General features: G+C 65.5%; 17 protein-coding genes. 5 read left to right on the top strand and 12 right to left on the bottom strand.

Annotated features, from left to right (window positions below; translation table 11 throughout):
- Positions 1 to 169: 169 nt before the first annotated feature.
- The 7 genes from QM707_RS13900 to QM707_RS13870 form a co-directional block, all read right to left on the bottom strand.
- On the bottom strand, positions 170 to 1,261 hold the full coding sequence (locus QM707_RS13900) for a response regulator (protein WP_415002473.1): 1,092 nt from the start codon (positions 1,259 to 1,261) through the stop codon (positions 170 to 172).
- On the bottom strand, positions 1,254 to 3,404 hold the full coding sequence (locus QM707_RS13895) for an ATP-binding protein (protein ID WP_415002472.1): 2,151 nt from the start codon (positions 3,402 to 3,404) through the stop codon (positions 1,254 to 1,256). The genes QM707_RS13900 and QM707_RS13895 overlap by 8 nt, the downstream gene beginning before the upstream one ends.
- 51 nt (positions 3,405 to 3,455) lie before the next feature.
- Positions 3,456 to 3,968, bottom strand: a complete 513-nt coding sequence (locus tag QM707_RS13890; protein WP_415002471.1) for a TspO/MBR family protein — start codon at positions 3,966 to 3,968, stop codon at positions 3,456 to 3,458.
- Positions 3,969 to 4,058: 90 nt separating this feature from the next.
- The gene (locus QM707_RS13885) at positions 4,059 to 5,417 is read right to left on the bottom strand and encodes a sigma-54-dependent transcriptional regulator (RefSeq protein WP_415002470.1); all 1,359 of its coding nucleotides are present in this window, start codon (positions 5,415 to 5,417) and stop codon (positions 4,059 to 4,061) included.
- Between the two features lie 47 nt (positions 5,418 to 5,464).
- Positions 5,465 to 6,007: a DNA starvation/stationary phase protection protein Dps gene (dps, locus tag QM707_RS13880; protein ID WP_415002469.1), complete on the bottom strand. Its 543-nt coding sequence runs from the start codon at positions 6,005 to 6,007 to the stop codon at positions 5,465 to 5,467.
- Between the two features lie 194 nt (positions 6,008 to 6,201).
- Entirely contained in the window at positions 6,202 to 6,399 is a 198-nt protein-coding gene (locus QM707_RS13875; RefSeq protein ID WP_415002468.1) for a CsbD family protein, read from the bottom strand.
- A gap of 55 nt (positions 6,400 to 6,454) precedes the next feature.
- Positions 6,455 to 6,799 carry a BON domain-containing protein gene (locus tag QM707_RS13870; RefSeq protein WP_415002467.1) on the bottom strand — a complete coding sequence of 115 codons (345 nt, stop codon included), beginning with the start codon at positions 6,797 to 6,799 and terminating at the stop codon, positions 6,455 to 6,457.
- Positions 6,800 to 7,050: 251 nt separating this feature from the next.
- Between QM707_RS13870 and QM707_RS13865 the strand changes: the two genes are divergently transcribed.
- The 4 genes from QM707_RS13865 to QM707_RS13850 all read left to right on the top strand — a co-directional run bounded on the left by QM707_RS13865 (position 7,051) and on the right by QM707_RS13850 (position 12,549).
- A complete protein-coding gene (locus QM707_RS13865) occupies positions 7,051 to 10,599 on the top strand; it encodes an indolepyruvate ferredoxin oxidoreductase family protein (protein ID WP_415002466.1) in 3,549 nt (1,182 codons plus the stop codon).
- Positions 10,600 to 10,735: 136 nt separating this feature from the next.
- Positions 10,736 to 11,062: a Crp/Fnr family transcriptional regulator gene (locus QM707_RS13860; protein ID WP_415002465.1), complete on the top strand. Its 327-nt coding sequence runs from the start codon at positions 10,736 to 10,738 to the stop codon at positions 11,060 to 11,062.
- A gap of 159 nt (positions 11,063 to 11,221) precedes the next feature.
- A complete protein-coding gene (locus QM707_RS13855; RefSeq protein ID WP_415002464.1) occupies positions 11,222 to 12,025 on the top strand; it encodes a hypothetical protein in 804 nt (267 codons plus the stop codon).
- Positions 12,026 to 12,093: 68 nt separating this feature from the next.
- Positions 12,094 to 12,549 (top strand): hypothetical protein, encoded by a 456-nt coding sequence (locus tag QM707_RS13850; protein ID WP_415002463.1) that lies wholly within the window; start codon positions 12,094 to 12,096, stop codon positions 12,547 to 12,549.
- Positions 12,550 to 12,569: 20 nt separating this feature from the next.
- Here the strand turns inward: QM707_RS13850 and QM707_RS13845 are convergent, their stop codons facing one another.
- The 5 genes from QM707_RS13845 to QM707_RS13825 are packed head-to-tail and all read right to left on the bottom strand — an operon-like array spanning position 12,570 to position 16,947.
- On the bottom strand, positions 12,570 to 13,343 hold the full coding sequence (locus QM707_RS13845) for a lytic transglycosylase domain-containing protein (RefSeq protein ID WP_415002462.1): 774 nt from the start codon (positions 13,341 to 13,343) through the stop codon (positions 12,570 to 12,572).
- 6 nt (positions 13,344 to 13,349) lie between these two features.
- A complete protein-coding gene (locus QM707_RS13840) occupies positions 13,350 to 13,826 on the bottom strand; it encodes a hypothetical protein (RefSeq protein WP_415002461.1) in 477 nt (158 codons plus the stop codon).
- Positions 13,827 to 13,876: 50 nt separating this feature from the next.
- Entirely contained in the window at positions 13,877 to 14,461 is a 585-nt protein-coding gene (gene folE, locus QM707_RS13835) for a GTP cyclohydrolase I FolE (RefSeq protein WP_415002460.1), read from the bottom strand.
- A gap of 38 nt (positions 14,462 to 14,499) precedes the next feature.
- Positions 14,500 to 15,732: a TCR/Tet family MFS transporter gene (locus tag QM707_RS13830; protein ID WP_415002459.1), complete on the bottom strand. Its 1,233-nt coding sequence runs from the start codon at positions 15,730 to 15,732 to the stop codon at positions 14,500 to 14,502.
- 42 nt (positions 15,733 to 15,774) lie between these two features.
- Positions 15,775 to 16,947, bottom strand: a complete 1,173-nt coding sequence (locus tag QM707_RS13825) for a class I SAM-dependent rRNA methyltransferase (RefSeq protein ID WP_415002458.1) — start codon at positions 16,945 to 16,947, stop codon at positions 15,775 to 15,777.
- A gap of 251 nt (positions 16,948 to 17,198) precedes the next feature.
- Here QM707_RS13825 and QM707_RS13820 point away from each other — a divergent pair, with 251 nt between their 5' ends.
- Positions 17,199 to 18,170, top strand: coding sequence for a TerC family protein (locus tag QM707_RS13820; protein ID WP_415002457.1), 972 nt, complete (start codon positions 17,199 to 17,201; stop codon positions 18,168 to 18,170).
- Positions 18,171 to 18,172 lie beyond the last annotated feature (2 nt).

Genomic DNA, 18,172 nt, shown 5'->3' with positions numbered 1-18,172 from the left:
TTTCCAGGCGCAGGGATGCGCCTGGCGCGGCCGCACGCAAGCGGCGGCCGTTTCGCGCGGCGGGAGGGACGCTCGCGGCGCGATATCCGGCCCGTGCCAGGGACGGCGCGGGCCGGATCATTGTCGAAATCTCGTCGCAGTCCGTGCTCGAACCGCCATCCCGCGATGCTCAGGCCAACGGCAGTTCCAGCGTGAAGATCGACCCGCCGCCTTCGCGCGGGTCGTACCACAGATCGCCGCCCATCGTGCGAGCGCGTTGTTTGGCCAAAGCCAGGCCCAGACCGGTCGAAGACTCGCCTTGCGTGGGTTGCGCCGACAGACGTACATAGCGCTGGAACAGCTTGGCCTGGTCGGATTTCGATACGCCCGGGCCGCGATCCATCACCGATAGCCGACCGCCGCGGCCGTACACGATGGCCTGCAGCGTGACCTCGCCCTGCGGCGGCGAGTACTTGATCGCGTTCGACAACAGGTTCTGCAGCACATGGACGGCGCCGGCCTGTTGCGCCAGCACTTGCACCGGCTCCTGCGCGCGCACTTCGATGGCGATGCCCTTGGCGCGCGCCTGGGGTTCGAGCAGCGCGGCGACGTCTTCGAGCAGGATGCGCGAATCCAGGCGCGCGAGGGCCACGCCCTGCGCCTCATGCCCCTGGTGTTCCAGCACCGCCTGCAGGAATAGCATGCCCGAGTCGCCCGACTGCCGGATCGAATCGACCAGGCGCAGCCGCGTATCCAGCGGCAGGTCCGGATCGCGCAGCATGTCGGCGGCGAACAGCACATTGGTGAAGTAGTTGCGCAAGTCGTGCGCGATCGTATCGGCCATCTGCTGGCGCTCGTTGGCGATGCGCTTGAGCGCGTCGCGCGATTGCTTGAGCTCGATGTGGGTGCGAACGCGACCCAGCAGTTCTTCGGCGACGAAGGGTTTGACGATGTAATCGACCGCGCCGGCGGCGAAGGCGCGGGTCAGGCTGTCGCGCTCGTCGTCGGCGGTCAGGAAGATGACCGGCACTTCGCGCGTGGCCGGCAGCGCCTGCAGCGCCTGCAGCACTTCGAAACCGCCGAGCCCCGGCATGCGCATGTCGAGCAGCACGAGGTCGGGAGCGCGATCGGTGGCAAGCGCCAGCCCGTCTTCGCCGTTGAGCGCCGGCACGACGTCGAAACCGGCGCGCGCCAGCAGTTGCCCGACGACGCGCACGTTCGCCGGCTGGTCGTCCACCAGCAGGACGACGGGTACCTGCCGCGCATTCCCTTGTTCAGTCATCGCACGATGCCTCCGGCCATTCGGCCAAGGTGTCCAGCAGTTGCTTTACCGCCACCACGTCGAAACGCTCGACCGCCGCGTGCAGGCGCTGGGCGCAATGGCCCAGGTCCGTGTTCGGCCAACGCTCCGCCAGTTCGCGCAGGCGCGTGGCGGCCGCATCGATCTCGCGCATGCGCATGGAACGCCGCAAAGGCAGGAACTCCGCCTGCAACTCGCGCCAGGCCGCCGCCACTTCGGCCGACGGCGGCGGCACTTTCGCCAGCGTCGCTTCCTGATTGGAGCGATGGCTGGCGGTTGCGGACGCCGGCGGCGCCGGTCCGAACAGGCGATGCAGCACCGAATACAAGTCCTTCGGCGTATAAGGCTTGCGCACATAGCCGTCGAACCCGGAATACTGCGCGCGGTCCTCGTGCTCGGCGCTCGATGCGGTCACCGCGACGATGGCCGTGCCTTTCACCGACGGGTCGGCGCGGATCTCGTCGCGCGCCTCGTAGCCGTTCATGCGCGGCATACGCAGGTCCATCAGCACCACGTCGGGTCGCAGGCGCCGCGTGGCCGCCACCGCAGCTTCTCCGTCCGATACCACGTTCACCGTGTGGCGACTGTTGCGCAGGTAGCCGCGGGCGATTTCGGTGTTCCATTCAACATCGTCGACGACCAGCACGTTCAGCGGCGGCAGGCTGTCGAAATCGACGGCCTCGTCGGACGCTTGCGGCGACAACGCCTGCTCCGTGGCGAGCGGAACATCGGGGATCTCGACCAGGAACACCGAGCCCTTGCCCGGTTCGCTGTCGACATGGATCCGTCCTTTCATCGCATCGACCAGGCGGCGCGTGATGCTCAGGCCCAGGCCCGTGCCCGGACGCACGCGACCATCGGGGGCGTCGGCCTGGTGGAAAGGATCGAAGATGCGCGGCCGCTGATCGGCCTCGATGCCGACGCCGCTGTCGCTGACGACGAGACTCAGGTCGCGCAGGCGCGGATCGTGGCCGCTGCGCAGGGCGATGCGTACCATCACGCCGCCCTGCTCGGTGTACTTGACCGCGTTGCTGATCAGGTTCATCAGGATCTGCCGCAGGCGCTGCGCGTCCAGCATCAACGCGCGGGCCGGACCGCCCTCGACTTCACCGGTCAGGAAGATGCCCTTGGCGGCGGCTTGCGGGTAGAACAGGTCGATGATCTCCGACAGCACCTCGCCCGGATCGGTGGGCTGCGGGTTGAGTTTCAGCTTGCCTGCTTCGATCTTCGACAGGTCGAGAACATCGTTGATCAGCGACAGCAATACCTGTCCGCTCTTCTTGATCGAGCTCACCCACTCCCGCTCCACGGTGCCGGTTACCGTCTCCGACAGAAGCTGGGTGAAGCCGAAGATCGCGTTCATCGGCGTGCGGATCTCGTGGCTCATGTTGGCGAGGAAAACGCTTTTCTCCTCGCTGTCGCGCCGGGCCTGCGTTGCCTTCAGTTCGGCCAGCAGCAGGCTTTCCGACTCGCGCTGCGAGCGCCGTATGGCCAGGAAGCCGAGCAGGCCGGCGACCAGGGCCAGGCCGTTGGCGATCAGCACGGTGGCGTTGGTCTGCTTGATCAACGCATCGCGCTCGTCGGCACGCGTGGTGCTCAGGCGGTCCTCTTCGACGAGCATCTGCCGGAAGACCTTGCGCATGCGTTCGATCAGGCGCTTGCCGCTGCCCTCGCGCACGCGCTCGAGCGGCGCGCGCTCGTCGCCTTCGAGCATGGCCTGGCGCTTCATCGCCAACCCGAGGCGCGAGCGCTCCGTCAGTTCGTTGTACAGCTCGATCGTCGCCCGCAGGTTTTTGACCTGGTACGGATTGTCCTGCGTCATCGGCCCGAGCTGATCGATCGTACGCATCATTTCGTCGAGCGCGTAGCGATGCGACATCAGGTACTCCGACTCGCCGGTCACCATGTAGCGCAGACCGTTCGATTCGACATCGCCGAGGCTGGCGTCGAGCCGCATGATGGCGGCCTTGACCTCGTCGGTATGGGCGACGCGGCCGATCGATTCGCCCAGCGCATTGATCGACCAGACCGAAACGAACGAAGTCGCGACGATGAGCGCGAACGCCATGGCCAACAGGCCATGGTTCACGCGGTGCCCGAACTGGATGCTGCGGGTTCCCCCCATCGTGCCGCCCCTAGTGCTCGCGTCCGGCGCCCTGTCGCGCCCGCGACGATGTCATGCGTTCATCAGCCAGATCGTGCCATTGAGTATCAGCGCAAAAGACACCCAAAGCAGATACGGCGCGAAAAGATAGCCCGCCAGCGCGCGCACGCGCCCGAAAGCCACGGCCGTCGCGAGAATGGCGATCCACAACAGGCAGATTTCCGCGAAGGCCAACAGGGGCTGGTGCAAACCGAAGAAGATCGGCGTCCAGGCCAGGTTGAGCGCCAACTGGATCCAGAACAGGGTCATCGCGCGCCGGCGCAACGCGGATGCCGCATCCTGCTGCCGCCACACAAGCCAGGCACTGATGCCGATCAGCGCATACAGCGTCGTCCACACCGGGGCGAACAACCAGTTCGGCGGATTCCAGGTGGGCTTCAACAGCCGCGCGTACCAGGCGTCGGGACCGAAGAAGATGCCCATTGCGCCGCCAAGGCCGACCACTAACACGATCCAACCCAACAAACCCAGCAGCGATCGGGAAGGACTGAGCGTCGTCGTGTCGTTGGTTTGCCGGCTGTCCATGCGTCTCGTCGTGGTCCCGTCCTGATCCTTGTCCACGGAACCGGTCCGTGCTGCGATGCTTCCCGTCGTACCGACGGGCCTTGCTGCGGGCTACAAACCGTAGGCCTTGCGTTTTCGGTACAGGGTGGACGAATCGATGCCGAGCGTGCGCGCGGCCGCTTCCAGGTTGTGACTGACGGCCAGGACGCGTTCGATGTGCAGTCGCTCCAGCGCCTCGAGCGAGATCGGCGCGCCGGCATTGGCCTCAGTGCGGGCGGTGTCGCCGCGGTCCAGGCTCAGCAGCTCCGGACCGATCTCCTCGCCACGGCAAAGGATCACCGCGCGCTCCATCATGTTCTGCAGTTCGCGCACGTTGCCCGGCCAGGCATAAGCGCGCATCTGCATCATCGCCGACGGCGCCAAGCGCCGCGCCGGCAGGCCGTAGCTGGCGGCGTACTTGCGCACGAAGCCGGTCGCGAGCTGCTCGAGGTCTTCGAGGCGGTCGCGCAGCGCCGGCAGGGTGATGCTGATGACGTTCAGGCGATACAGCAGGTCGAGGCGGAACTCGCCCGACTGCACCATCGCATCGAGATCGCGGTTGGTCGCCGCGACGATGCGCGCATCGGCCTTGCGCGTGGTCGGTTCGCCGACGCGTTCGTATTCCTTGTCCTGGATGAAGCGCAGCAGCTTGGGTTGCAGCGCCAGCGGGAAATCGCCCACCTCGTCCAGGAAAATGGTGCCGCCGTCGGCGTGGCTGACGCGACCGACCGTGGCCTGGCTGGCGCCGGTGAACGAGCCCTTGGCATGCCCGAACATCTCGCTTTCGAGCAGCTCCGCCGACAGGGAGGGGCAGTTGATCGTCACCAAGGCCGCGTCCTTGCGCGGACTGCCGGCGTGGATCGCGCGCGCCAGCACGCCCTTGCCGGTGCCGCTTTCGCCGAGCAGCAATACGTTCGCGTCGGTGCGCGCGACCTGCAGGGCCATGTCGATGGCGGCGCGCATCGCCGCGTTGCGGCTGTCCAGTTCGGGAATCGATTCGCCGGCTTCGTGTTCGAGCGCATCGAGTCGGTCGAGCATGCGCCGCGTATCGACCTGGCGCGCGACCGCTATTCGCAACTGTTCGGGCGAGCACGGCTTCACCAGATAGTCGCTGGCGCCCTGCGCGATTGCCGCCACGGCGTCGCTGACGCCGGCATGCGCCGTGACCATGATGATGCGCATCAACGGCGCGAGTTCGCGCAACCGCGGCAGGGCATCCATGCCCGAGTCGTAACCGATGTTGCGGTCGAGCAGGCAGGCATGGAACGGCTGCGTGGCCGCCAGGCGCAGGCCGTCGGCCAATGTCTCGGCCGTCACGACCTTGTAGCCGTCCTTGCCCAGCGCGAGCGCGAAGTTCTGCAGCAGGCCGGCGTCGTCGTCGATAGCGAGGATGCGCCCGGTGGGCGGGGTGTCCTTGGAAGTCGAAACCATGGGTTCTGGAGTCTTGAAGTTAGCGTTCACGCCGTGCTCCGCATCGTTCAGGCCTGGCCGCGAAACTGGTAGGCCTCGAGGAAATAGAGGGCTTTGTCGAGCGCGGCGGCGACATCGATCAACAGGTCGGAAGTGACCTTGTCGCCGGCCTTTTCGGTGCTGTCGATGCGCGTGCGCACGCCCTTGGCCGCTTGTGCGACGCGATCGGCGATATCGCCGACGATGTCTTCCTGGCGGAATTCGGCGGGCAGGTCGGGCAGCTTGCTGGCTGCGGCCGCCATGCGCACCGTACCTTTGGCGAAACCACCGACCGACAGGATGCGTTCGGCGACGGAGTCCACCGGTTCGGTCAGCATGCCGGCGATTTCGTCGAACAGTTTGTGCAGGCCGAAGAAGCTGGCCCCCTTCACGTTCCAGTGCGCCTGCTTGATCTGGCTCTGCAGATCGAAGATTTCGGCCAGGGTCTGGTTCAAGGCATCGGCGACCTTGGCGCGGGTCTTGGCATCGAGGTCGTGGCGGGTGGGGAAGGGCAGCTTGGAGTCGACCAGTTTTCGGGGGGCGGTCGACTTGGCGGCTTTGGTGCTGGCCATGGGGGCTCGTCCTTGAAGGGAAGTCGAAACCAAAGGCGCAAGGCCCGTGCCAGCCCCTGAATCCTGCGATTTACGCGGGGCAGCTCCCTCAGGCCGGGCGAATCGCCCGATTTTTCGCCCAGCCAATCATGCATATTGCAATGTTAACGCGATGAGAAGCCGCCCCGTACGCGGGGCGGCTCCGGCATCCGCCTTCAAAGCTGGCGTTCGAACTCGCGGACCTGCCGCTCGGCCGCCTCTCGCGCGAGCCCGTAACGCTCCTGGATCCGACCCGAAAGGTAGTCGCGTGTGCCTTCGAGCACCGCCAGATCGTCGTCCGTCAGCCGGCCCCATTGACGCTTCATGCGTCCGGCCAGCTGCCGCCACTTCCCTTTGATGATGTCGTTGTTCATGTCCTGTCTCCTGTCCTTGGAAGCGAGGCGCCTCCTTGCGCCCCGCGCGGTGGCATCACTTGGCCGGCTTCACGATCAGCGCCTTGCTGTCGACGCTGCTCACGCCCTTGATCGCCTTGGCGACGGCGATGGCCTTGTCGACCTGGGCCTGGGTGTCGAGGCGACCAGCCAGCGTCACCACGCCATTGGTCGTGGAAACGTTGATATCGAGGCCTTTCACTTCCTCGGTCACCAGCAAATCCGCCTTGACCTTGGTGGTGATCCAGCTGTCGCTCACGGGCGCCTGCGACTCTTCATTGGCGGTGGTCTTGTTGTCGGTGGCCGACTGGGCCATCGCCAGCGGCGCGGCACCGGCAAGGGCGATCGAGATCAGCAACATCTGGGTTTTCGAATGGCGCATGGGGGGTCTCCTTGGTTATGGCATCGAAGGACGATGCGCACGCTCCCCAACCCAAATTGCATGCCATGGCTTTGCGTTCGGCGAATCAACGGCTTAGGCAGGCCGCGTCGTGCAGCCGGAAGGGTCGCCCGCGCCGCGTCCTGCGCCTTGCAAGGCGCGCGCCGGGCCAGGCGCGGCAAAGGCGAAACCGGGCCAAACCCCCGCCCCTGCTATAATTCCGAGTCTTTGCTCCAGCCTTTGCAGGCCCCGCCATGTCCGTTCCTGTCCCGTCGAGTCCGCTGGTCGATACCGACTACACCCTCGAGCACAAGTACACGCGCGCCGAAGGCCGCATCTACCTGTCGGGCGTGCAGGCCCTGGTGCGACTGCCGCTGATGCAGCAGATGCGCGACCGCGCCGCCGGCCTGAATACCGCCGGCTTCATTTCGGGCTATCGCGGCTCGCCCCTGGGCGGCTTCGACCTGGAGTTGTGGAAGGCGAAGAAACACCTGAAGGCTTCCGCCATCGAATTCACGCCCGGCCTCAACGAAGACCTCGGCGCAACGATGGTCTGGGGCTCGCAACAGACGAACCTGTTCCAGGGCGCCAAGTACGACGGCGTGTTTTCGATGTGGTACGGCAAGGGCCCCGGCGTGGACCGCTGCGGCGACGTGTTCAAGCACGGCAATGCCGCCGGTACGTCGAAGTTCGGCGGCGTGCTGGCACTGGCCGCCGACGACCATGCCTGTCGGTCGTCCACGCTACCGCATGGCTCGGAACTCGAATTCGTCAGCGCGATGATGCCGGTGCTGAACCCGGCCGGCGTGCAGGACATCCTCGACATGGGCCTGCTTGGCTGGGCGATGTCGCGTTTCACCGGCCGCTGGGTAGGCTTCAAGACGATCGCCGAGACGGTGGAATCCTCGGCCTCGGTCAACGTCAATCCGCACCAGCTCGACATCGTGCTGCCGCAGGACTTCGTGCTACCGCCGGGCGGTTTGAACATCCGTTGGCCGGACCCGCCGCTGGACCAGGAAATGCGCCTGCACCAGTACGCGGTGGATGCCGCCGTCGCCTTCGCCCGCGCCAACCGCATCGACAAGATCATCTTCGACTCGCCGCGCGCGCGCCTGGGCATCATCACGACCGGCAAGAGTTATCTCGACGTGCTGCAGGCGCTCGAATACCTCGGCATCGACCACAAGATGGCCGAGGACATCGGCATCCGCGTCTACAAGGTCGGCATGACCTGGCCGCTCGAGCCCATTGGCCTGCGCGATTTCGCCCGCGGCGTCGAGGACATCATCGTCGTCGAGGAAAAGCGTTCCTTCATCGAATCGCAGATGAAGGAGCACATGTACAACTGGGAGCACGGCAAGCGCCCGTCCATCGTCGGCAAATACGACGAGGCCGGCGACTGGATCCTGCCGAGCACGAACGAACTGACGCCGGCGCGCATCGCCCGCGTCATCGCCAAGCGCCTGGCGCGCTTCTTCACCAGCGACGCGATCGAATCGCGTCTGCAGTGGATCACCGCGAAGGAAAAGGAACTGGCGCTGCCGCGCGCGAACTTCCCGCGCGCCGCGCACTACTGCTCGGGCTGCCCGCACAATTCCTCGACCGTCGTACCGGAAGGCTCGCGTGCGCTCGGCGGCATCGGTTGCCACTACATGGTGACCTGGATGGACCGCAAGACCGACACCTTCACCCACATGGGCGGCGAAGGCGTCACCTGGAGCGGGCAGGCGCCATTCACCGACGAGAAGCACGTCTTCCAGAACCTGGGCGACGGCACCTACTTCCATTCCGGTTCGCTGGCGATTCGCCAGTCGATCGCCGCGAAGGTCAACATCACCTACAAGATCCTGTACAACGATGCGGTGGCCATGACCGGCGGCCAGCCGGTGGACGGCACGCTGACGGTACCGGACATCGCGCACCAGGTGCGCAGCGAAGGCGTGCAGACGATCATCGTGCTCAGCGACGACATCGGCAAATGGTCGAAGCCCGAGATCTTCCCGCATGGCGTCGAGTTCCGCGACCGCAGCGAGCTGGACGAGGTGCAGAAGCGCCTGCGCGAGATTCCCGGCGTGACCGTCATCATCTACGACCAGACCTGCGCGGCGGAGAAACGCCGTCGGCGCAAGCGCGGCAAGATGGTCGACCCGGCCAAGCGCACCATGATCAATGCCGCCGTCTGCGAAGGCTGCGGCGACTGCGGCGTGAAATCGAACTGCGTGTCGGTGCTGCCGCTGGAAACCGAATTCGGCCGCAAGCGCGAGATCGACCAGTCGAACTGCAACAAGGACTTCAGCTGCGTGCAGGGGTTCTGCCCGAGCTTCGTCACGGTGCATGGCGGCGGATTGAAGAAGAAGAAAGGCACGGGTGCCGGCGCGGACTTCGATTCGCTGCCGATGCCCACCTTCCGCAGCGACCTGGCCGAACCCTGGAACATCCTGATCACCGGCGTCGGCGGCACCGGCGTCGTGACGATCGGCGCCCTGCTCGGCATGGCCGCTCACCTGGAACACAAGGGCGGCAGCGTGCTCGACCAGACAGGCCTGGCGCAGAAGGGCGGTGCGGTGACGACGCATGTGCGCATCGCGCGCTCGCCGGCCGACATTCACGCCGTGCGCATTGCCGCTGGCGAGGCGGACCTGGTGATCGGCTGCGACATGGTGGTCGTGAACGATTACTGGGCGCTGTCCAAGATCCGCGCCGACCGTAGCCATGTCGTGCTCAATACCTACGAGGCGATGCCGGGCACCTTCACCCGCAACACCGATCTGCAGTTCCCGGCGAAGGACATCATTGCCGCGATCAAGACGGCGCTGGGCGAACGCGACCCGATGCTCATCGATGCCAGCGAGCTGGCCCTGTCGCTGATGGGCGACGCGATCGCGACCAATCTGTTCGTACTCGGTTATGCCTGGCAGCAGGGCCTGGTACCGGTGAGCTTCGAATCGCTGATGCGCGCGATCGAACTCAACGGCGCGGCGATCGAGATGAACAAGAAAGCCTTCGCCTGGGGCCGCCTGGCCGCGCACGACATCGAGGCGGTCAAGCATGCCGCCGGCATTGCGGCGGCACCGGTCGCGAGCGATTTCATGGCCTCGGGTGCGGAAGCGACGTCGGCCGCCTTCGCCGGCGAAGGCAAGGTCGCGAAGACCTTGGACGAGGCGATCGCGCTGCGCGCGAAGTTCCTGGCCGAATACCAGGATGCGAAGTACGCCGAGCAGTACACCAGCTTCATGCAGAAGGTGCGTCGCGCCGAGACCGAGCGCACGCCGGGTTTCGCCGGCCTGTCCGAAGCGGTGGCGCGTTATGCCTTCAAGCTGATGGCCTACAAGGACGAGTACGAAGTCGCGCGCCTGTACACCACCGGCGATTTCCAGCAGCGCCTGCGCGATACCTTCGACGGCGACTACAAGGTGAAGTTCAACCTGGCACCGCCGCTGTTGGCGAAGAAGGACGCCGAGGGCCGGCTGCTGAAACAGGAATACGGCCCGTGGATCTTCACCGCGTTCAAGCTGCTCAAGCGACTGAAGTTCCTGCGCGGCGGCGCGCTGGACGTGTTCGGCAAGACCGAAGAGCGCCGCATGGAACGCCAGCTGATCGTCGACTACCGCAATACCATCGACGAACTGCTGCTCGGGCTGACGCTGGGCAACCACGCGCTCGCGGTGGAGATCGCGCGTCTGCCGGAACAGATCCGCGGCTATGGCCACGTCAAGGAAAGCAACGTCGCCAAGGTCAAGGCGCGTTGGGCAGAATTGCTGACGCGCTGGCGCGATCCGGCGGCGGAAAAGATCGCGGCCTGACGGCGACGGCGGCGAGACACGGACAGGCCCGCGGAAACGCGGGCCTTCTTCTTTCCGGAGCAGCCGTTCGCGGTGTTCTCGGCCAACGCGCGAAGATGGGTGTTAGGCTCCCCGATGCGCGCGCCGGAGACGACAGATGAAGCCTGCCCTCGTCCTGCCGCCTAATCTTATCGGAGTACTGGGTCGGGCCGGCATCGTGCGGCGCGCCACCGACGACGTCAAGAGCCTGGCACTGGGCGATGTTTACCAGCGCCTGAGCCGTTTGCTCGAATCGCTGGATCACGTCGAGAGCAACGGCTATCGCGTCCTGTCAGAACGACTGACGCACCAGGCCATCGCCGAACGCATCGGCTGCTCGCGCGAAATGGTCAGCCGCATCCTCAAGCAATTGGTCGCGCGCGGTTATCTTTCCATCGCCGGCCAGCGCATCGTCCTGCTCAAGAAGCTGCCCTTCGGTTGGTGAAGATGAAAGCGCGGCTGACGCCGCCCGGTGAAAAAGTCACAGGCAGCCTGTGAGAATTGCCGCGGAAACGAATGTTCGCGACGCTCATGTTCCCTCCTCACCGGCAGCCGCCGGCGTCCGGCCGAACGACGAGCTCGGCCCTGAACCCAAGGAGAGACCATGTCCAAGCCTCTCGTAGTTTCCGCTTCCGACCGCATCGCCGCCCTGTCGGCGCTTTCGATCCCGCAACCGAGCGCCGCGGCAGTGCAAGCGGCGAAAGCCCGGACCGCCGCGCAGAAACTGCGCGCGACCGCTAGCAGCAACGGCCAGGCCAACGTCGACGGCGGCAGCCTGGTCGCGTTCACCGCAGGTGTCAGCCCGGATCACACCAGCGCGGCGCTCAACAGCACCCTGCTGGCGGCGATGAATTCCGACACCCTGTACAACCGCAACGACGCCGCGCAGGTGATGAACTGGTACGCCAACTACGTGAAGGTCCTGCAGATCTGCGGCTGGGATTCGCAGGCTTTCGGATTCCAGACCTACCAGGCCTCCGGTTCGTCCTTCTCGATCAACAACGCCATCATCGAGATCGTCACCGCGGCGGTCGCCGGCGGTCCTGAAGTCGCCGTGGTCGAAGCGGCGCTCGACGCGCTTAAGAACCTGGGCACCGACGATCCCTGGTATGTGGTCTGGGACAGCCACACGCACAGCACATCCGGCGGCAATTTCCAGATCGTGCCCGTCACCGACAACAACGGCGCGCGCAACACGATGGCGATGAACTGTTCGGCCTTCACCTTCACGACGTCCGAAACCACCACCGAATTCCTCTGGACGAACTACAACAGCTCGAGCGTCACGTTGAAATACGGCACCCAGACGATGACCCTGGACGAGGACGTGTGGGACCAGGTCAGCACCACCGTCATCACCAAACTCGGCAACAACGCATCGACCCAGATCGGCAACCTCAACATCTGAGGCGCTCCCGCTCGCCCATGGCCCGCAAGACGGGTCGTGGGCGTAGCGGGGCGTTCCGGAGGAAACCCATGATCAACACCGACATCGTCAACATGCTCATCATCGATCGATCGCACATCGCCCAGGCGATCAGTACCGGCGCCGCCTGGGAGATCTGGCAACAGGTGGAACTGGTGGTGCTGCTCCGGCTACGCGGAGATTCCGCCGCGCGCGAAGTCCCTTATCCCGCACCGAACGCCGCGCAGAGCCTGGACGTACTCGCCGGCGACGCCAACGGCTCGTATGCGATCGAGCTCAAGGTGGAAAGCGCGACCAATGCCGGCGCCGCGCTGCTGCCGGCCGCGCAAGCGGACATGCAGAAGATCCAGAACTACCAGGCGCCCAACCTGCGCGCGCGCTGGGTGGTGGCGATCGCCTACAGTGGCGTGGCACGCAACGCCCTGAACCAGTTCGCGCAAACGGCGGCCAACAACGCCATCTACCAGGAGGCGGACAGCATCGGTGTCCTCGTCGCCACGCGCTGAAGCGCGCCGACGCGATCCGGTCAATCGCTCTTCTTCTTCGTCTTCGCCGACAGTGCCTTGCGGTACTGCTCGTGCAAGGCGAGCACGCGAACGACGTAGTCGCGAGTTTCCGCATACGGCGGGATGCCGCCGTAGCGCGCCACCGCACCCGGGCCGGCGTTGTAGGCCGCGGCGGTCAGCGACAGGTCGCCGCCGTACTGCTTCATCAGGTCGCGCAGATGGCGCGCGCCGGCGCTGATCGATTGCGCCGCGTCGAAGGGATCCTTGACGCCATACTGCGTCGCCGTCGCCGGCATCAGCTGCATCACGCCCTGCGCGCCCTTGGGCGACTCGGCTTTGGAATCGTAGCCACTTTCGACATGCGCGATGGCGCGAAGCCAAGCCTCATCCACGCCGGCGGATTTCGCGGCGGCGCGGAACTCGGCCACTTGCACGTCGGTACGCGGCGGACCCATCGAACCCAGGCCGGCATGCGCCTGCGCCGCTGCGGGCGTTTGCACTGTGAACTTCAGCACTTCGATCGAGCCCGGCAGATTGCGCGTGCTATAGACCATGCGCCCATCCTGCCAGCGCTCGTACAGGACGCCGCTGTGCTTGCCGAGGTTGCCCCAGAGATTCGGCAATTTCGCGGCGTTGTCGTCGATCTCGATCGCCTTGCACTTCGAACCGGGTTCGGGCGCGGTGGCCAGGCTGACCGTGCCGTCGCGCACGCAGCGGTAGACCGTGCGCGCTTCGGTCGGCAACGACAGGAGAAGAGTTCCGAGCAATGCTGCGGTGCGTAAGGCGAAAACCATCCGCGGCTACGCGATCGAGCCCTGGTGCTTGAGCACCTGTTCGGCCAGCCAGGGCTGGCCCTTGGCCAGGAGTTCGATCGGCGTCATTTCCCAGCCGGTCAATACCATGACTTCGCCGATGGTGAATTCGAGCTGTTCCTTGGTGAACGCGCGCGCGCCCGTGTGCACGGCTTCGAGCACGGCACGACTGGGCATCGGCGCTTCCATTTCGGCCGCTTTCGCGGCAATCGCCGCTTCGGGATCGGGTTTGCCATGCACGGCCAGCCATTCGACGCGCTCGAGCGCCGCAGTCTGCGGATCGTCGGACGTACTGCCGTCGGGTGCGGCCGCGGCCAGGCTCTTCTGCAAGGTGTTGAGCTGGCCGGCCACCTTCATGCGCGCCAGATTGGCTTTGTCGCGTGCGTGCTCGGCGTCCTCGACGTCCTGCACTGCTTGCTGCAGGCGCGCCTTCAGTGTTTGCAGCTCGGCGTCGGGGGCGGTCATATCGGGTTCTTGGCCGGATCCGGGGTCGCGCGGCACATCATACCGCCGCCTCAGCGCCCATGCTGCATGCCGATGAACTGCAGGAATTCGGTGCGGGTGCGGGCGTCCTCGCGGAACGCGCCGAGCATCTTCGAGGTCACCATGCTGACGCCACGCTTGTGGATGCCGCGCGTGGTCATGCATTCGTGCGCCGCCTCGACGACGACGGCGACGCCGCGCGGCATCAGCACGTGCTCGATGCAGCGGGCGATCTGCGCCGTCATCTTCTCCTGCACCTGGAAGCGCCGCGCGTAGGTTTCGACCACGCGCGCGAGCTTGCTGATGCCGACCACCTTGCCGTCCGGCAGATAGCCCACATGGGCCCGGCCGATGATCGGCGCCATGTGGTGTTCGCAATGCGATTCGAATTCGATGTCGCGCAGCACGATCATCTCGTCGTAGCCCGCGACTTCCTCGAAGGTGCGGCGCAGGAACTCCTCGGGATCCTCGGCATAACCGGAGAACCAGTCGCCATAGGCCTCGACCACGCGCTTGGGCGTGTCGAGCAGGCCTTCGCGCGACGGATTCTCGCCGGCCCAGCTGAGCAGGGTGCGGACGGCGGCTTCGGCCTGTTCGCGAGTGGGCTTGTCGCTCATGCGCGTTCTCCTCGGGGGTTCTATCCTACGCCAGCGGCTTATTCGCCGCGCGTCGTGCGCCAGGCGACCAAGGCGGCGATGGCCAGCATCGCCGAGGCGAGCCAGAAGGTCGCGCCGGCCCAGAAGGTATGCACATGCGCCTGCGCGACCGCGGCCAAGGTCTGCGTGAACATGGTCGGCGCAATGATGCCGGCGATGGAGTTCATGCTGCCGATCGCGCCCTGCAAGCGCCCTTGTTCCTGCGGCGTCACATGCCGCGTCATGATCGCCTGTGCGGCCGGGTTGGCCACGCCCCAGAGCGCCGCGATCGGCATCGCGGCCCAGAACCAGTAGCCGGTCGGCGCCAAGCCGTAGAAGAAGAAGCCCAGCATGCCGCACATCAGGCCGAACATCAGCGCACGCCGCTCGCCCAACGCCTTGACGATGCGTCCGATCAGGCCGCCCTGCACGATGATGGTGAGCACGCCGACGAGCAGCAGCGTGTAACCGACCATTTCGAGCCTGCTCTGATCCCAGCCGAAGCGATAATCGGCGTAGAGCGCGAAGGTGGTCGGATACACCATGTGCGCCACGGCCATCAAGAAAACGACGCTGGCCAGGCCGAACAGTTCCGGATGCCCACGCAGCAATCTCAGCGAGGCGACCGGGTTGGCCCGCGCCCATTCGAAACGCGGCGAGCGATTTTCCGGCGTCAGCGATTCGGGCAGGACGAAGTAGCCGTAGCAGAAATTCGCGAAAGCCAGGCCGGCGGCGACGTAGAAGGGGAAACGGACGTCGATCTTGCCCAGGAAGGAGCCGAACACCGGCGCCAGGGTGAAACCGAGGCCGAAGGCCATGCCGAGTTTGCCGAAGGCCGCCGCGCGTTTGTCCGGCGGCGTCACGTCGGCGACGTAGGCGTTGGCCGTGCTGAAACTCGCCGAGGTAACGCCCGACAGCAATCGCCCGATGAACAGCAGCGGCAGGGTCTGCGCGATCGCCATGATCAGGAAATCGACGGCGAGACCCAGGTTCGAGATCAGGATGATCGGTCGACGCCCGAAACGATCGGACAGCGCGCCCTGGATCGGCGAGCTGAAGAACTGCATCGCCATGAAGGCGGTGGCGAACAGGCCATGCCAGAGCGTGGCGCGCGAGATGTCGCCGCCCATGAATTGCTTCAACAGCTGCGGCAGCACCGGGATGATCAGACCGAAGGACAGGATGTCGATCAGCACCGTGACGAAGATGAAAGCAAGCGCGGCGCGGCGGGCGGGCGGGGCGATGGCGTCCACGGAGGATCCTGTGTTTCGGGGGGCGGCGAACAGCGGATCGCGTCAGTCGACGCGACAGAACACGGCCTTCAGGTACCGGCTTTCCTGCACATGCGCCATGAACGGATGATCGCCGCCGGCGCCGGCGACTTTCAGGATCTGCACGGTGCGGCCGGCATAGAACGCCGCGCGACGCAGCATGTCGAGGAACTGCTCTTCGCTGACCAAGCCGGTGCACGAACAGCTCAGCAGGATACCTCCGGGCTTCACCACCGACATCGCCAGCTTGTTCATGTCGAGGTATTTCTTCAGCGCCGGAATCACCTGGTCCCGATCGCGCGTGAGCTTGGCCGGATCGAGGATGACGACGTCGAATTGTTCGCCGCGCGCGCCGGCATCGCGCAGCCACGGGAACAGGTCGGCCTGCACGAAGCGTACCTTCGCGCTGTTCAGGCGCGCGTTCTTCTCGGCGATCTCGAGGATCTCCTCGTCGAGGTCGATGCCGGTCACTTCTTCGGCTTCGCCGCGTGCCTTGGCGTAGATGGCGAAACCACCGGAGTTGCAGCAGATGTCGAGCACGCGCTTGCCGGCGGTGAAACGCGACAGGAACTCGCGGTTGTCGCGCTGGTCGGCGAAGAAACCGGTCTTATGGCCGCTGCCCGGACTGGCGCGGAACTTCAGGCCGTATTCGGTGATGACGCTCGGCGTCGGCGCATCGGGCGCGCGGAAATCGAAACTCTCCTGCTTCTGCACATGTTCTTCGGCGAAGGCATAGAAGCGGCAGTCCGGGAAAGCCTCGCGCAGGGCGGCGTAGATCCATTCGCGATGGCGAAACGCGCCGGCCGAGAAGAATTCGACGACGAGCAGGTCGCCGTAACGATCCACCACCAGGCCCGAGAGCCCATCGCCTTCCGAATGCACGACGCGCCAGGCGTCGCTGACTTCGTCCAGGCGCAGCAGGTCGCGACGCAGCGCGATGGCCTGCCGGATGCGTGCGGCGAAGAAAGCCTGGTCGACGACCTCGTCGGGATTCTCGGTCAGTACGCGCAGGGCGATGCGCGAATGGCCGTTGTAGAAGCCGCGACCGACCCAGGCGCCGGTGGCGTCGACGATGTCCACGATCGTGCCGGGCTTGGGCTTGGCGACGGGCTTTTCCACCATCTTCTGGAAGATCCAGGGGTGGTTCGAGCGCCGCTCGATCTTCAGATGAACGACGGGCAGGGCAGGGGTATTCATTCACGTATTGTAACGGTCCCTGCCCGGGCGACGGCCCTGCGCGTGACTTTCACGCCCGGACCGGGTTAATCTCGGCCCTGAAGGGGAGTAGCTCCCGCTGCCTGGATCGTCATCACGAGGGTAAAACCCTCCGGTCCGGCAGGCAGGCAAAGTACCTGCGAGCAAGACCTTCGCCCGTCCGTGGCGAAGGTATGTCCGAAAGACAGCCCTGCGCCATTGGCGCGGGGTTTTTTCATTTCGGGAGCTCATTCATGCAAACCATCGGTACCCCTGTCATGTGGGCGGCATTCGCCGCCTTCATCGTCATCGCCCTCGCGGTCGACCTGCTCGTGCTTCGCCAGAACGGTCCGCACAAGGTCAGCGCGCGCGAAGCGCTGACCTGGAGCGCGGTCTGGATCGCGCTCGCCCTGCTCTTCAACACCGGCCTGTGGTGGTACCTGAAAGGCCAGATGCCCGGCGTCGACGCCGACCGGATTGGCCTCGAATTCCTGACCGGCTACCTGGTCGAGAAGGCGCTGGCGGTAGACAACATCTTCATCTTCCTGATGCTGTTCACCTATTTCGGCGTGCCGGCCGCCTCGCAGCAGCGCGTACTGGTGTTCGGCGTACTCGGCGCGATCGCCTTGCGCGCGATCATGATCTTCGTCGGCGCGGCCCTGATCGCGCAGTTCCACTGGATTCTCTACGTCTTCGGTCTGTTCCTGCTCGGCACCGGCGCGAAGATGCTCTGGGCCGCCGGACAGCAGCCGAACCTGGAAAACAATCCCGTGCTGCGCTGGTTGACGACGCGCCTGCCGTTGACGCGCGGCTATCACGGCGAATCGCTGTGGATCGGCGAAGGCGGTCGCCGGCGTTACACGCCGCTGTTCCTGGTGCTGGTGATGATCGGCGTCACCGACGTGATCTTCGCCGTCGATTCGATCCCGGCGATCTTCGCCATCACCACCGACCCGTTCATCGTGCTGACCTCGAACGTGTTCGCGGTGCTGGGCTTGCGCGCGCTGTATTTCCTGCTGGCCGGCATGGCCGAGAAATTCCACTTGCTGTCCTACGGCCTGGCCTGCGTGCTGATCTTCATCGGCGCCAAGATGCTGCTGCTGGACGTGGTGAAGATCCCGGTGGCCCTGTCCCTGGGCGTGGTCGCGGCGCTGATCGGCAGCGCGATGCTGTTGAGTTTGTGGATTCCGCCGCGCGCGGCGGACAAGGCCCAGGAAGCCGCGTAAGC

It is taken from the genome of Arenimonas sp., assembly GCF_047602345.1.
Lineage (GTDB): Bacteria > Pseudomonadota > Gammaproteobacteria > Xanthomonadales > Xanthomonadaceae > Arenimonas.
Note: the sequence above shows the minus strand (reverse complement) of the source record. Positions and strands in the feature narration are given on the sequence as shown.